Here is a 15,820-nt window from a genome sequence, read left to right as displayed (position 1 = left end):
AAAATGCTGGACAATCTGCGGCTGGCTTTTAAAATCGGGCCCCTTTGGGTGGCCTGTTGCCTTCCCCCGATTTCGACCCGGCCCGGCCGGTGTGCATGTGAGGTATTTATGACCCAATCCCAACAGCCTTCCGCGAACGCTCCGGCGCCTAGAACCGCGGCCGACTATCAGGCCCAACTCGACGAAAAGCGCGCTCGCCTCACCGAGCTGTTTGCCGGCTTCACCCTCCCGGCGCTGGAAGTGCACAGCTCACCGGCGGAGTACTACCGGATGCGCGCCGAATTTCGCATCTGGCACGAAGGGGATGACCTCTTCCACTGCATGTATGCCCCGGCGACTAAAGAGATCATCAAGATAGACCACTTCCCCACCGCCAGTCGCCTCATCAACCAGTTGATGCCGCTGCTGCTGGAGGGGCTGCGCCCACACCCGGTGCTGCGCCGCAAGCTGTTCCAGATTGACTACCTCTCCACCCAGTCCGGCCAGATCATTGTCAGCCTGCTCTATCACCGCAAGCTGGAGGCCGAATGGCAACAAGCCGCCGAAGCGCTGCAGGCCGACCTGCGCGCCAAGGGGTTCGAGCTGCAGCTGATTGGCCGCGCCCACAAGCAGAAGATCTGTCTGGGGGATGACTTCGTCATCGAACAGCTCAACGTGGCAGGTCGCCAGCTCATCTACAAGCAGGTGGAGAACAGCTTCACCCAGCCCAACGCTGCCATCAACGAGCAGATGCTGGCCTGGGCGCTGGATGTGACCAAGGGGAGCGAAGGGGATCTGCTGGAGCTCTATTGCGGTAACGGCAACTTCTCCATCGCGCTGGCGCAGAACTTCCGCAAGGTGCTGGCCACCGAGATCGCCAAGCCAAGCGTCGACTCCGCCCAGTTCAACATCGCCGCCAACGGCGTCGACAACCTGATTATCCTGCGCATGTCGGCCGAGGAGTTCACCATGGCGATGCGTGGCGAGCGGGAGTTCAACCGCCTCAAGGGGGTCGATCTCAAGAGCTACCAGTGCAACACCATCTTCGTCGACCCGCCCCGCGCCGGTCTCGACGATGCGACCGTCAAGCTGGTACAGGAGTACGACAACATCCTCTACATCTCCTGCAACCCCGAAACCCTGCAGGCCAACATGACCGTGCTGGGCGAAACCCACGAGATCGCCCGTTTCGCCCTGTTCGACCAGTTCCCCTGGACCCATCACATGGAAGCCGGGGTCTATCTGCGTCGCAAGGCCGATTGATTAAGGCAGACAGGAAAACAACAACAGGGCCGGATGGCCCTGTTTTGTTATTGGCTCAACATCGGCCTCACTCCAGTCGGAAGTGGCCCACGATCTCCCGCAGCCGGTCGTAGGTTTGCTGCATCGCGGCGGAACTGGCAACCGTCGCTTCGCCATTGTGGGTCAGCTGGCGGATCACTTCGGCAATGGCACTCATGTTGCGATTGATCTCTTCAGCCACCGCACTCTGCTGCTCCGCTGCCGTGGCGATATGGCTGATGAGATCGTTGATCTCCACCACTTCCCCCGCCATCAGATCCAGCGACTCGTTGACTTTAGTGGTGTTCTCGGCAGCCCCCTGACAGCTCTGCTTGGTGTTGCCCATGGCCTCCACCACAGTCCGGGTGCCCCGCTGCAGGCTGGCCAGCATGGTCTGGATCTCTGCAGTGCTCTTCTGGGTACGGGCCGCAAGCGAGCGTACCTCATCCGCCACCACCGCAAAGCCACGACCCTGTTCCCCGGCGCGAGCCGCCTCGATGGCGGCGTTGAGGGCCAGCAGGTTGGTCTGTTCGGCAATGCTGCCGATCACCCCCAATACAGAGCCAATCTGCTGCACATCCTGCTGCATCGCCTCGATGGAACGGGCGGTCTCCTCCACCTCGTCCACCAGCGCCATCACGCTGGCCATCGCCTGATCCACCACCTGGCGGGACTGGCTCGCCAGCTGCTGGCTCTGGCCGGTAAGCTGGGCGGTGCTGGCCGCACTCTCGGAGACGGAGACCGCGGTGCGGCTCATCTCGTTGATGGCGGTCACCACCTGCTCGGTCTCGCGTACATGGTCCGCCAGCAGAGACTGGGCGGCGCCGGTCTGGTTGGCCAGCCCCTCGATGCCGCTGTTGAGCTGGCCGCTCGCCTGCCGCACCTCCCCCATCATCTCCTGCAGCCGCTCGATAAAGCGGTTGATACCGGCCGAGATCTGGCCAAGGTCATCCTTGCTGGTCACCGCCAGTCGGCGGGTGAGATCGCCGCTGCCGCGAGAGAGCTCCAGCACCAGATCCCGCAGCGAGAGGATGGGGCGATAGGCCACATTGAGCGCCAGCATCGCCAGCACCATCACCACGATCGCCACGCCGCACAGCGCCATGATGATCTGGCCGTTGAGGGCCCGGGTCATGGCCCGGATGTAATCGAGGTCGATGTAGCTGGTCAGCGTCCAGCTACTGCCACGAATATCCAGCTGGTTGGGGCGCGCTTCACTCTCCCCCTGCGGTTTGCTGTCATAGAGGTTGTTGCCCTGACTGTCGGCCAACGAGAAGTAGCGGCCATCGCCACTCATCTTCTCCAGCAGGCTTTTGAACTCGCTCATGTCGAGGTAGTAGAGATAGGCGGAATCGGCACCGCGCGGCACCAGAATGGTGATGACCGGCTTGCCATCCACCTGTTGCAGCGGGCTGACGGTGATCTGGTTGTTGGCGGCAGGGATCAGCTTGCGCAGGGCATCGACTTTGGCACTGTCGTTGATGACCCCGCTCACGTCGAAGGCCATGTCGCCGATCACTTTGACGATGTTGTGAAAGCCGGTCTCTTGCAGGGTCTTCTTGACGTTGGTCACCCCGAAGTTGAGGTTGGCGGCCAACAGGATTTTCTGATTGATGTCGCTGGCCAGCTTCTCTTTGACCAGGGTGATCTGCTCGGTGATGTTGTGGGTGGCCTGAGTGCGAATGTAACCACTGATGAAGTGATTCACGCTGAGCCCAGCGGTGCCGATGGTGACCAGAATGGCCAGTAGCAGCAAGAGGTAAATCTTGACCTTGAATGGCATGGGTTCCCTCCAGAAGAGAGGGCTGGCAGCACCAACCCTCCCTGCCAATCGTTATTTCTTCTTGGCGTACTTCATGGAATCCAATGCCACCGCCAGAATGATGATGCCGCCCTTGATGATGAACTGCCAGTAAGGGCTGACCCCGATATAGGTCAAACCATAGTTGATCAGGGTGAAGATAAGTACGCCGGTGATCACACCCGCGACCGTTCCCACCCCGCCGGCAAACGACACGCCGCCCACCACGCACGCCGCGATGGCATCCAGCTCGTACATGAAGCCGAGGTTGTTGGTGGCGCTACCGATACGGCCTGCTTCCAGCATGCCGCCGAAGGCGTAGAAGACCCCCGCCAGCGCATAGATCATTACCAGATTGACCGCCACATTGACGCCGGAGACCTTGGCTGCCTCGGGGTTGCCGCCGATGGCGAAGATGTTCTTGCCAAAGCGGGTCTTGTTCCACAGCACCCAGACAAAGACGCTGGCGATGGCCGCATAGAAGGTGAGATAGGAGAGTTTGAATCCTCCTATCCGGATAAACCCTTGGGCGAAGCTGGAGAAGCGGGGGTCAAACCCGGCCACCGGCGAAGCCCCTACCGAGTCAAAGTAGAGGGAGTTGATACCGTAGACGATGATCATGGTGCCCAGGGTGGTAATGAACGGGGTAACGTTCAGGTAGGCCACGATCAGACCGTTGACCAGACCAATCAGCGCCCCCACCACACAGACCAGCAGGATCACCGCAGGAATGGGCACCTCCCCCAACGTCGGGAACACCTTGTTGACGTTGGTCAGCGCCTGCAACATGGTTGCCGCGATGAGTGCCGCCAGACCGACCTGACGACCGGCCGAGAGATCCGTCCCCTGAGTGATGATGATGCCCGCCACCCCCAGCGCTATGATGACCCGCACCGAGGACTGGGTCAGAATGTTGCTGAAGTTGGTGAGGCTCAGGAAGGAGGGCTCCTGGATCACGATGACCATGAGCAGCACCAGCAGCACCAGATAGATGGCGTTTTCCTTGAGCGCCTGCATCAGATTGAAATTTTTAGCCGACTCCATAAATGTCTTCCTGTCTCTAGAGGTACAGAGATGCCAGGCGCAGTATCTCGCTCTGGTCAGTTTCTTTGGTATTGACGATCCCGGCGACCCGGCCATTGCTCATCACCATGATGCGGTCGGTGATCCCCAGCAATTCCGGCATCTCTGACGAGATGATGATGATCCCCTTGTCCTTCTTCGCCAGCTCCAGGATGAGCTGGTAGATCTCGAACTTGGCCCCGACGTCTATGCCGCGGGTGGGCTCGTCGAGCATCAGGATCTCCGGCTGGGTCAGCAGCCAGCGACCGATGATCACCTTCTGCTGGTTGCCCCCGGAGAGGGAACCTATCTGGGTCTGCTGGGTCGGCGTCTTGACCCGCATGGAGTCGATCACCCACTGGGTATCGCTCTTCATCTTGTTGTCGCTGAGCAGCCCCATGGAGCCCTTGTAGCTGTCCATGTTGGCGATCAGGGAGTTGAAGGCGATATCGAGCCGGGAGTAGATACCGGTGGAGCGGCGCTCTTCCGTCACCAGCGCAAAGCCGTTGCGGATCGCTTCGTGGGCGTTGTGGTTGGCCACCTCTTTGCCGTGCAGCTTGATGCTGCCCTGACTGCGATCGCGAATACCGAACAGGGTCTCGACGATATCGGTGCGCTTGGCCCCCACCAGTCCGGCGATGCCGAGGATCTCCCCCTTGTGCAGGTTGAAGGTCACATCCTGAATGGAGGGCTGGTTTTTCGCCGTCAGGTGTTCGATCTCGAGGATCACCTCTTTCGGCTGGTTGGTCTTTTCCGGGAAACGCTGGGTCAGTTCACGGCCGACCATCATGCCGATGATCTGATCCATGGTCATGCCCTTGAGCGGCTGGGTTGCCACCCACTGGCCATCCCGCAATATGGTGATCTCGTCACAGAGCTGGAAGATCTCCTCCATCTTGTGAGAGATGTAGACGATGCCGCACCCCTTCTCCTTCAACTTGTTGATGATCTTGAAGAGGTGGTTCACCTCTTTCTCGGTCAGGGAGGAGGTGGGTTCATCCATGATGACGATCTTGGCGTCGTAGGAGAACGCCTTGGCGATCTCGATCATCTGCATCTGGGAGACCGACAGGGTCGCGACCTTCACCTTGGGGTCGATGTCGATATCCAGCTCATCGAAGATGCGCTTGGTGTCGTCATACATCTTGCCGTGGTCGATAAACCACCCCTTGGTGGGGTAGCGGCCGAGCCACATGTTGTCCATCACGGTACGCTGCAGCACCAGGTTGAGCTCCTGATGCACCATGGAGACGCCATTTTCCAGCGCCTCTTTCGAGGAGGTGAAGTTGATCTCCTGCCCCTTGAAGAAGATCTTGCCCTGATCCTTCTCGTAAATGCCGAACAGGCACTTGAGCAGTGTGGATTTTCCCGCTCCGTTCTCGCCCATCAACGCATGCACAGAATGAGGACGGACCCGTAAATTGACATTATCGAGTGCCTTGACGCCGGGAAAGCTCTTACTGACGTCAATCATCTCCAACAGCCATTCTGATTGTTGCTGTGTTGTCATATCAGCCATCACATCTGGTTGAAAAAAGGGCAAGGGGATCTCCCTTGCCCTGGAGGAGGGAATTACTCGAATTGGGACAGGTTGTCTTTATCCACACCGACGTAGGCAACACGTACTACCTTGTCGACGATATTCCACTTGGTGCCTTCACCGGCCGGTTTGCCTTCAGCCAGGTTCTTGGTCAGCTCGAAGGTGGCTTTGGCCTGGTTGGCCGCATCGTTCAGCACGGTACCCGCCATAGCACCGCTCTTGACCATGGCCAGCGCTTCCGGCAGCGCATCGACGCCGAACACCGGAATGGCAGTCTTGCCCTGTGCTTTCAGTGATTCGACTGCGCCCATTGCCATGCCGTCGTTGTTGGCGATGACCACTTCGATCTTGTTGGCGTTGGGGCCGGAGATCCAGGCGTCCATCTTGTCTTTCGCCATGGCGGTATCCCACATACCGGTATCCATATGCAGTTGTTCAGTCTTGACGCCGCCATCGTTCAGGGTCTTGACCACGTAGGAGGTGCGCGCTTCGGCATCCGGGTGGCCCGGCTCCCCTTTCAGCAGCACGAACTGGATCACGCCATCCTTGTTCAGATCCCACTCCGGATGGGCTTTCCAGTGTTTGGCAATCAGCTGACCCTGGATGATCCCTGACTCCTTGGAGTCGGTACCCACGTAGTAGGCCTTGTCGTAGCTGGCCAGATCGGTAGCGCTCGGCTCCTTGTTGTAGAAGACCACCGGGATATCTTCGCCACGGGCTTTCTCAATCACTACCGGCGCCGCAGCGGGGTCAACCAGGTTGATGGCCAGCGCCTTCACCCCTTTGGCCAGCAGCACGTCGATCTGGTCGTTCTGCTTGGACTGGTCGTTCTGGGAGTCGTTCATCAGCAGCTCCACCCCCGGAGTGGCTGCCGCCTCCTTCTCGATGGCCTTGCGCACGACCGCCATGAAGTTGTCGTCGTATTTGTAGACGGTTACCCCGATACGGGTGTCAGCCTGGGCATTGGCTCCAGCCATCATGCCCATCAGCAGGGCGGCAACTGTGGTCAGTTTTTTCATTATGTGTGCTCCGATGTGTCTATCTGTGTTGTAGGGTGGCGAGCAATTGAGCAAGCGCCAATCAATGTAATCAGTTTGTTGTCATTTCTTCTGTGATCATGACGACAAAATGAAAACGATTACACTCTGTTACATTGAAACTTTGTTTTTATTTTTCAAATACATATAAATTTAAATCAGATTTGAGACTCAATCTTTCCCACAGCATTGAGGCTAGTCGTTACTGGTCTGTTGTCAAAATGGCGCACTGGCCAGGCAGTCCCCTCAATAGCTGGCTTAACGGAGAGTGCAGCCCCAACGGTAACGACGCTCAAGCAGTTGATACTCGGGACGCACGCTCTGGCTCCAGGAGTCATCCCCGCCCACCCCCATATGGGCGCCATCGAGGCAGACCCACAGCCCCTCTTCGGCCACCAGATCGCTCTGGTGACGAGCAGCGGCCAGCTGTTGCTGACTGAAGCGGCTGGCACTGAAATGGAAGCTGCCGCTCACCGTCGTGCTGCCCAATTGCAACTGGCGGGTATCGCAGCGCAAGCCGTTGTCGCTCGGGAAGATGTAAGGGGTATGCATCGCCTCCAGCGGCAAACTCCAGCGACCAAGATCAGCGCCCAGCAGGCGATCCGGATAGTTCTCGTGAGGGCCACGCCCCAGCCATTCTGCTCGCGCTGGCACCTCGGCCAGATGGAGCAGCAGACCGATCCGCGGCAGCGACGGCAGCACCTGCGCCAGCTCGGTCTCTATCTCCAGGCTCATGGCGCCATCGTCGGTAAAGCGGTGATGCCAGTGACTCACCAGCAGCAGCTCATTGTGATGGAAGTAGCCATGGCTGACCCGGATATCCCCTCCAGCGACCGCGATCCCCAGACAGCGATGTTGCCACTGACCCAGACCACAGCCCTGCCAGCGGGCAATCCAGGAGTTGGGGTCAGCGTGATCCGCTTCGCTGGTGCCGATGTCGTTGTCGAGCGGCGCGCGGTAGAAGTGATCCATGATCGGCGCCAACAGCTGCTCCTGCCCCGATTTTTGCCAACTGGTGATACGGCCGCTCTGCTTGTCGAGCCACCACTGGCTGTTGGCGGCAGTGATCCGCCAGCCATCCGGCTGCTCGCTCAGGGTGGCGGCAGCGGTAGGAGCAGGCAGGGCAAGGGGGGTCGGCAGGGTGAACTGCTGACGGGCGACCTTGTGATCCGCCTGCGACCAGAGGGTGGCCTGTGGCTGAACGATCGCCAGATCGAGCCAGGCCAGTGAGCCTGCCGCAAAGGTGGGCAACGCCTCGCTCAGGGTCAACTCGACCACCCCTTGCGGCACCAGCATGAGGGAAACCTCCCCTTGCTGCTGCACATGGCCGTTCTCGCACAGCTGCCAGCAAAGCTGCTCGTTGTCGGTTTCCCGAAACAGGTATTCGCTCTCGATCCGCACCCGCAACGGGGTGTGCTCAAGCAGAGTGAAGCGGAACGGCTGCTGGGCACGCTTTGCCTCGCACAGGGCGGGATGGGGGGTGCGATCCGGGAACAGCAGGCCGTTGCAGCAGAACTGGCGATCGTTTTGCACATCACCGAAGTCGCCACCATAGCCCCAGTAGTGGCGGCCATCGGCGGTGTATTTGTCGAGCCCCTGATCGACCCAATCCCAGACAAAACCGCCTTGCAGACGTGGATGATCGCGAAACGCCTGCCAGTAGTGGGCGTAGCCCCCCAGACTGTTGCCCATGGCATGGGCATATTCGCAGAGGATCAACGGTCGGTGCTCGCCGGGCAGGCCGATCCACTTGGCCAGCGCCCACTTGGGCACCGCCGGGAAGGGCTGATCCTGATGGGTTCTGGCATACATGGGGCAGATGATGTCGGTGGCCGGGGTATCGGCCCCGCCCCCCTCGTACTGCACCGGACGGCTCGGATCGCTGCGCTTGATCCAGCCATACATGGCATCGTGGGCCGGGCCGTAACCCGACTCGTTGCCCAGCGACCAGATGATGATGGAGGGGTGGTTGAAATCCCGCGCCACCATGCGGGTCGCCCGCTCCAGAAAGGCATTGCTCCAGGCGGGATCCCGCGCCAGCCGCCCCATGGGGGTCATGCCGTGGGTCTCCAGATTCGCCTCGTCCACCACATAGAGACCGAGCCGATCGCAGAGGCGATAGAAGTCGGGGTGGTTGGGATAGTGGGAGCAGCGCACCGCATTGAAGTTGTGGCGCTTCATCAGCAGCAGATCCCGCTCCATGGTGGCGCGATCGATGGCATAGCCCCTGGCGGGATGGTGTTCATGACGGTTGGCACCGCGAACAAGCAGCGGCTGACCGTTGACCCGCAGCAGGCCGCCACGGATCTCCACCACCCGAAAGCCCACATCACATGCCTCGCTCTCGATAACCTGGCCCTGTTCGTCCAGCAGGGTCAGGGTCAGGCGATAGAGATGGGGCGTCTCGGCGCTCCACTTGCGCGGCGCAACCACGTCGAGCCAGCACTCGGCGCGATCGTCATACGCCCCTTTTTCATCAATGGTTTGAGTGCCGATCGGCTGGTGCAGGGCCGCGACCCGCTCGCTGCCGTCATAAAGATTGGCCTCCACCGACAGACCGGCCCCATTAGCCACTTGCAGGGCAATCTTGAGACGGCCATCCCGATAGCAGGCATCCAGTTCAGGCGTCACCCGCATATCCATCAGATGGCGGGACGGTTTGTGCAACAGGCCGACGGAGCGGAAGATCCCCGACAGCCACCACATATCCTGATCTTCCAGATAGGATCCGTCGGACCAGCGCAGCACCAGCACCGCCAGCCGGTTGCGACCGCTCTGCAGATATGGGGTCAGACCGAATTCGGCGGGCAGGCGGCTGTCCTGGGAATAACCGACCCAGCGACCGTTGCAGAAGAGGTGGAAGGCACTGCTCACCCCGTCGAAGATGATCCGGCTCTGTCCGCTTGCCAGCCAGTTGGCGGGCAGTTCGAACTCGCGGGAGTAGCAGCCAGTAGGATTCTCTGCTGGCACTCGGGGCGGATCGCAGGGAAAGGGGTACTTGATATTGGTGTAGATGGGGCCATCGGTGAGCGGCCGCGCAGCTGGATAGGCGGCATCCAGCTGCCAGTTGCCCGGCACTGTAATGGGGCAAGCATCCACCAGATCCTGCGACAGCCAGCTCTCGGGCACCAATTCGGGAGCGGCAAAGAAGGAGAAGCGCCACTCGCCATCGAGCAAGAGACGGGAGGAAGAGGCCAGATCCCCCCTGGCATCCGCTTCGCTGCGCCAGCTGAACATGGGGGCATGGGCTGCCAGCCGGTTTACCGAAGTAATAGCCTGAGTCTGCCAATCCTGACGCGCCACTATCTCCCTGAGCATTCACTCTCTCCCTGCTGATTGGAAAACGTATTCAGTCTAGAGAAGTATGACGCAGGGAACGGCGATCTCGCTCACACAGATGTAAACGATTACACTGATTTTGTTAAGTAAAGCGGAGTAAAAATGATTAAAAACCAGTAAAACAATAACCGTGCAAGAAACGGTCCCGAACAGGGCCGAAAAAGAGGGCTATCCGGCCCGAACCGGTGCCACCGAGTGGCGATTGATCAGGGTGGGGGTATAGATCCGGCTCTGGGTCGCGTCACTCTCCCCCGCCGCCAGCTGAATGGCCAGCTTGGCCGCCTGGGCCGCCATCAACTCGATGGGATAGCGCATGGTGGAGAGCTTGGGGCGCAAATATCTGGCATAGATGATGTCATCGAAGCCCACTACCGAGACCTCCTCCGGCACTCGCAGACCGTTGTCCGCCAACACGGAGATGGCGCCCGCCGCCATGGCATCGTTATAGGCCACCACGGCGGTCACCTTGAGCCCCTTGGCCAGCAGGTTGAGCATGGCGCGCTCCCCCCCCTCCTCGTTCGGCGTGCCGCTCTCGATAAGCTCGGGATCGGCTGCCAGACCCGCCTCCATCAGCCCATCCTGATAACCCTGCAAACGCAAGGTGGCATCCTCGATAGCGTGATCCGAGCTGATAAAGGCGATATGGCGGTGACCCAGTTCGATCAGGTGGCGAGTCGCCGTAGCCGCACCCAACCGGTTGTTGAGGGCGATGCAGCGCCCCTTGAGGGCCGGAATATCGCGGTTGATCAGCACCATACCGGGCACCCGCATGGCGTAATCGTACAGTTCCTCGTCGCTCAGCGCCTTGCTGTGCACCACCAGCGCCTCGCAGCGCTTGCCGATCAGCAGCTCGATCGCCTCACGCTCCTGACGTGCCTTGTGAAAACCGTTACCCATCAGCAGGTGAAGGTTCTGCTCGACGGCGATGCCGGAGACCCCCTTCACCAGTGCACCGAAGAAGGGATCGGCCACGTCACCGACCACCACCCCCATGGTGTCGCAAGTCTGGCTCACCAGTGCCCGCGCGTTGGCGTTGGGGGTATAGCCCAGTTCGGCCATGGCCTTCTGCACCACTTCGCGAGACGCGGCGCTGGCCTTGGGGGAGTTGTTCATCACCCGTGAAACCGTTGCCACTGACACATTGGCCAAACGGGCGACATCCTTGATGGTGCTCATACTGTTTTCACTTATTTCACTGTGCAATAGAGCGCCATTATACCCAGCAAACCCATTGAAAACAGGGGTGAAACGCATATCTGCCGTCAGGATGATCACAAAAACAGTGTAATCGTTTACACTGTTTTGCAAGCAAGCTCACAGTTTGGTCGCCACACCCTCGGCTAGACTGCTTCCAGACACTTTTTCAGTGGAGAGCAAGATGAACGTTCTGGTCACCGGCGGTTGCGGATATATCGGCAGCCACACCTGTCTGGCCCTGCAAGCGGCAGGCATGAATCCCGTGGTGGTCGACAACCTCGGCAACAGCAAGCGCAGCGTGCTGGCCCGAGTCGCGGCGATCAGCGGCCAGCAACCCGTGTTTTATCAAGGGGATATTCGCGATGCGGCCCTGCTGGACAGGATCTTCGCCGAACAGCAGATCGATGCGGTGATCCACTTTGCCGCCCTGAAAGCGGTCGGTGAGTCGACCCGCATTCCACTGGATTACTACGAGAACAACCTCGGCGGCACCCTCACCCTGCTGCAGGCGATGAAGCGGGCCAATGTGCACAATCTGGTGTTCAGCTCCTCGGCCACCGTCTACGGCGATCCCGCCAATCTGCCGATCCGCGAGGATTTCCCCCGCAGCGCCACCAACCCCTACGGTCGCTCCAAGCTGATCATCGAGGAGATCCTCGAGGATCTGCAGCTGGCCGAGCCCCACTGGAGCATGACCCTGCTGCGCTACTTCAATCCGGTCGGCGCCCACGAATCGGGCACCATGGGGGAAGACCCGCAGGGCATCCCCAACAACCTGATGCCCTATATCACTCAGGTGGCCATTGGCCGTCGCGACTGCCTCTCGGTCTTTGGAAACGATTACCCTACCCCGGACGGCACTGGCGTGCGCGACTACATCCATGTGATGGATCTCGCCGAAGGTCACGTCAAGGCACTGCAACACTGCGCCAACAAGGGTGGCGTGCACACCTACAACCTGGGCACAGGTCAGGGCCAGAGTGTGTTGCAGCTGGTCGCCGCTTTCTCCGCCGCCTGTGGCAAGCCGCTGCCGTTTCGCATCGAACCGCGTCGCCCTGGTGACATCGCCGCCTGCTGGGCCGATCCGGCCAAGGCAGAGCGGGAACTCGGCTGGCAGGCGACCCGGGGCATAGACGCCATGTGCGCCGACAGCTGGCGCTGGCAATCCGCCAACCCGAACGGTTACGAGGAGTAGGCCTGCCTGCTCCCTGTTAATAAACGACTTTAGTTTTCCATACCTTATTCAGGAGAGATGATGTTCAACCCCGTCGATCATCCCCATCGCCGCTTCAACCCGCTGACCGGCCAGTATGTGCTGGTCTCCCCCCACCGGGCCAAACGCCCCTGGCAGGGACAGGTGGAGAAGGTGAGTCAGGCCCCCAAACAGGCCCACGATCCCGACTGCTTCCTCTGCGCGGGCAACACCCGGGTCACCGGTGACATCAACCCCGACTACAAGGGCACCTTCGTTTTTACCAACGACTTCGCTGCCCTGATGCAGGATACCCCGGCCGCCGACAACGCAGGCGACCCCCTGCTGAAGCTGGAAGCCGCCCGCGGCACCAGCCGGGTCATCTGCTTCTCGCCGGATCACGGCAAGACCCTGCCCGAGCTGCCGCTGCCCGCCATCGAAGGAGTGATCACCACCTGGATGGATCAGGTCACCGAGCTGTCGGCTCAGTGGGAGTGGGTGCAGGTCTTTGAAAACAAAGGCGCCGTCATGGGCTGCTCCAACCCGCACCCCCACGGCCAGATCTGGGGCAGCGACTTCCTGCCCAACGAGATCGCCCGCGAAGAACAGCACCAGCGAGACTGGCTGGCCGAGCATGGCCGCCCCATGCTGCTCGAATATGTGGAGCGGGAGCTGGCGGATCGCTCGCGCATCGTGGTGGAGACCGAACACTGGCTTGCCGTAGTCCCCTTTTGGGCCGCCTGGCCGTTCGAAACCCTGTTGCTGCCCAAGGCGCACGTCCCCTCCATGCTGAACCTGACCAAGGCCCAGCAGCAGGATCTGGCGGTGGCGCTCAAGGAGCTCACCAGCCGCTACGACAACCTGTTCGAGTGCAGCTTCCCCTACTCCATGGGCTGGCACTTTGCGCCGCCCAAGTCGGAGTGCCCCGAGGCGTGGCAACTGCACGCTCACTTCTACCCGCCCCTGCTGCGCTCCGCCACCGTGCGCAAATTCATGGTGGGCTTCGAGATGCTGGCCGAAACCCAGCGCGACCTTACCCCCGAGCAGGCCGCCCAGCGGCTGCGCGCCCTGAGCCCCATTCACTACAACCAGACCAGCCAAACCAATGAGGAGGCCCAATGACCCCCAGCCAACGCGTCAGCACCGTTTTTGCCGAGCAATTTGCCAAAGCGCCCGATCTGCTGGTGCGCGCCCCCGGCCGCGTCAACCTCATCGGTGAACATACCGACTACAACGACGGCTTCGTGCTGCCCTGCGCCATCGACTACGAGACCTGCGTCGCCATCAGCCTGCGCGATGATCGACAAGTGCAGGTGATCGCCGCCGACTACGACAACCAGCGCGACCTGTTCGACCTCGACCAGCCCATCGAGCACCACCCCAGCCAGCGCTGGAGCGACTACATCCGCGGCGTGGTGAAATATCTGCAGGAGCGCGGTTATGCCCTGCGCGGCCTCGATCTGGTGGTCTCCGGCAACGTGCCGCAGGGGGCGGGGCTCTCCTCCTCCGCCTCGCTGGAAGTGGCCATTGGTCAGGCCTTCAAAGAGGCGCTGGGGCTCGGCATCACTCAAGCCGAGATCGCCCTCAATGGCCAGCAGGCGGAGAACAAGTTCGTCGGCTGCAACTGCGGCATCATGGATCAGATGATCTCCGCCAGCGGCAAAACCGACCACGCCCTGCTGCTCGACTGCCGCTCGCTGGAGACTCGCCTCATCCCCATGCCCACCGATCTGGCGGTGCTGATCGTCAACTCCAATGTGCGCCGCGGTCTGGTGGATAGCGAATACAACACCCGCCGCCAGCAGTGCGAAGCGGCCGCCCGCCACTACGGGGTCAAGGCGCTGCGCGACCTCGATCTGGCCGGACTGGAAGCGGGCAAAGCCGGGCTGGATGAGGCCTGCTATCGCCGTGCCCGCCACATCGTCGGTGAAAACGCCCGCACCCTGGCGGCCGCCGATGCGCTGGCGAGCCACGACCTGACCCGCCTCGGCGAGCTGATGGCCGAGTCGCACGCCGCCATGCGCGATGACTTCGAGATCACAGTGCCCGCCATCGATGGTCTGGTGGAGATCATCAAGGCTAAAATCGGCACAGATGGCGGCGTGCGGATGACCGGCGGCGGCTTCGGCGGCTGCGTGGTCGCCCTGCTGCGCCCGGAGAAGGTGGCCGAGGTGATTGCCGCCGTCGAGGCGGAGTATCCGACCCGCTTCGGCCTCAAGGCTAACTGCTACGTCTGCCGCGCCAGCGCCGGTGCAGGGGGCATCGCATGAAAGAGTTCCATCTGCAGAATGCAGCCGGCCTGCGGTTGAGCGTGCTCGATTTCGGGGCTACGCTCACCGCCCTCGAGATCCCGATCAATGGCACCTATCGCAATGTGCTGCTGTCTTGTGATCCGCTGGATTACCCCAATCAACGCTCTTATTTAGGGGCGATAGTAGGACGCTTTGCCAATCGCATCGGCAACGCCCGCCTAGAGCGAGCAGGGCAAGAGTGGCAACTAGACGCCAACGAGGGCACCACCTGCCTGCACGGGGGCAGTGACTCTCTGCACAACCGGGAGTGGCAACTGGACGGGCTGGCGGAAGATCGCATCCGTCTGCAAACTCGGCTGGCCGATGGCGAACAGGGTTTCCCTGGTAATCTGGACGTCACCGTAGAATACCGGCTGGAGCAGACCGATCTGGTGATCGAGCTGAGCGCCACCACAGATGCTCCGACCCCGGTCAATCTCACCAGCCATGCCTATTTCAACCTGGATGGTGGTGATGTGCGTGATCACCGCATCACCATTAATGCAGACCGCTATCTGCCAACCGATGAGCACTCGCTGCCGCTTGGTATTGCGCCGGTCGAAGGAGTATTCGATCTACGCCATGGCAAGCGGGTCGGAGAGCAGTGGATGACCCATTCGCAGCAAAAAAAATGTCTGGGATTCGACCACTGTTTCTTGTTTGGTGATGCCTCGCCCTCACCACAAGCCACCCTGATGGCAGGGGATGGCAGCCTGTGTATGGAGATGTACACCAATCAACCAGGCGTCCAGCTCTACACCGGCAACTGGTTGGCTGGCACCCCAAAACGCGGGGGGGGACATTGGGAAAACTATCAGGGGCTCTGCCTGGAAGCACAGCAAGTGCCAGATAGTCCGAGCCGTCCAGAATTAGGTAACCCTTGGTTGGAGCCAGGAGAACGCTATCAGCACATAACCCGTTATCGGCTCATTCCGGTTATGGCTTGACCCATTGAAGGGGCGCGTCAAGGCGCCCCTTTGTCGCATCTCTCCCGCCCGGCTTATTCAACACAACCATGAAAGAAGCATGCTACGGCTTGGCATCATTACGATATCAGCCACCGCGTGCAGTGCTGATGGGTGTATGGCTTTCAGAGTGACG

The 15,820-nt window shown here is 60.6% G+C and carries 11 protein-coding genes; 5 read left to right on the top strand and 6 right to left on the bottom strand.

What is annotated here, in order from left to right:
* Positions 1 to 108 precede the first annotated feature (108 nt).
* The gene (gene trmA, locus G5195_RS12460) at positions 109 to 1,242 is read left to right on the top strand and encodes a tRNA (uridine(54)-C5)-methyltransferase TrmA (protein ID WP_304520409.1); all 1,134 of its coding nucleotides are present in this window, start codon (positions 109 to 111) and stop codon (positions 1,240 to 1,242) included.
* A gap of 67 nt (positions 1,243 to 1,309) precedes the next feature.
* On the opposite strand, the gene G5195_RS12455 is transcribed toward trmA, so the two are convergent.
* From G5195_RS12455 to G5195_RS12430, 6 genes are all read right to left on the bottom strand, one after another.
* The gene (locus tag G5195_RS12455) at positions 1,310 to 3,043 is read right to left on the bottom strand and encodes a methyl-accepting chemotaxis protein (RefSeq protein ID WP_421221967.1); all 1,734 of its coding nucleotides are present in this window, start codon (positions 3,041 to 3,043) and stop codon (positions 1,310 to 1,312) included.
* Positions 3,044 to 3,094: 51 nt separating this feature from the next.
* Complete coding sequence (mglC, locus tag G5195_RS12450) at positions 3,095 to 4,105, bottom strand: galactose/methyl galactoside ABC transporter permease MglC (protein WP_005342585.1); 1,011 nt, start codon at positions 4,103 to 4,105, stop codon at positions 3,095 to 3,097.
* A 16-nt stretch (positions 4,106 to 4,121) separates the two neighbouring features.
* Positions 4,122 to 5,642 (bottom strand): galactose/methyl galactoside ABC transporter ATP-binding protein MglA, encoded by a 1,521-nt coding sequence (gene mglA, locus G5195_RS12445; protein WP_041234376.1) that lies wholly within the window; start codon positions 5,640 to 5,642, stop codon positions 4,122 to 4,124.
* A gap of 53 nt (positions 5,643 to 5,695) precedes the next feature.
* Positions 5,696 to 6,682, bottom strand: coding sequence for a galactose/glucose ABC transporter substrate-binding protein MglB (gene mglB / locus G5195_RS12440; RefSeq protein ID WP_005340747.1), 987 nt, complete (start codon positions 6,680 to 6,682; stop codon positions 5,696 to 5,698).
* Positions 6,683 to 6,958: 276 nt separating this feature from the next.
* Positions 6,959 to 10,018 (bottom strand): beta-galactosidase, encoded by a 3,060-nt coding sequence (locus tag G5195_RS12435; RefSeq protein ID WP_421236195.1) that lies wholly within the window; start codon positions 10,016 to 10,018, stop codon positions 6,959 to 6,961.
* A gap of 189 nt (positions 10,019 to 10,207) precedes the next feature.
* On the bottom strand, positions 10,208 to 11,215 hold the full coding sequence (locus tag G5195_RS12430; protein WP_041915397.1) for a substrate-binding domain-containing protein: 1,008 nt from the start codon (positions 11,213 to 11,215) through the stop codon (positions 10,208 to 10,210).
* Positions 11,216 to 11,417: 202 nt separating this feature from the next.
* Between G5195_RS12430 and galE the strand changes: the two genes are divergently transcribed.
* Genes galE through G5195_RS12410 form a run of 4 tightly spaced genes read left to right on the top strand, consistent with a single transcriptional unit; the run spans position 11,418 to position 15,666 of the window.
* On the top strand, positions 11,418 to 12,431 hold the full coding sequence (gene galE, locus G5195_RS12425) for a UDP-glucose 4-epimerase GalE (RefSeq protein WP_216952639.1): 1,014 nt from the start codon (positions 11,418 to 11,420) through the stop codon (positions 12,429 to 12,431).
* 60 nt (positions 12,432 to 12,491) lie between these two features.
* Positions 12,492 to 13,550, top strand: coding sequence for a UDP-glucose--hexose-1-phosphate uridylyltransferase (locus G5195_RS12420; RefSeq protein ID WP_216980246.1), 1,059 nt, complete (start codon positions 12,492 to 12,494; stop codon positions 13,548 to 13,550).
* Positions 13,547 to 14,698, top strand: a complete 1,152-nt coding sequence (galK, locus tag G5195_RS12415; RefSeq protein WP_216952638.1) for a galactokinase — start codon at positions 13,547 to 13,549, stop codon at positions 14,696 to 14,698. The genes G5195_RS12420 and galK overlap by 4 nt, the downstream gene beginning before the upstream one ends.
* On the top strand, positions 14,695 to 15,666 hold the full coding sequence (locus G5195_RS12410; RefSeq protein WP_421221971.1) for an aldose epimerase family protein: 972 nt from the start codon (positions 14,695 to 14,697) through the stop codon (positions 15,664 to 15,666). Before galK ends, G5195_RS12410 begins: the two co-directional genes overlap by 4 nt.
* Positions 15,667 to 15,820 lie beyond the last annotated feature (154 nt).

Source organism: Aeromonas sp. 601039, from assembly GCF_049174415.1.
Lineage (GTDB): Bacteria > Pseudomonadota > Gammaproteobacteria > Enterobacterales > Aeromonadaceae > Aeromonas > Aeromonas veronii_A.
This window is presented reverse-complemented; position numbering and strand designations above follow the sequence as displayed.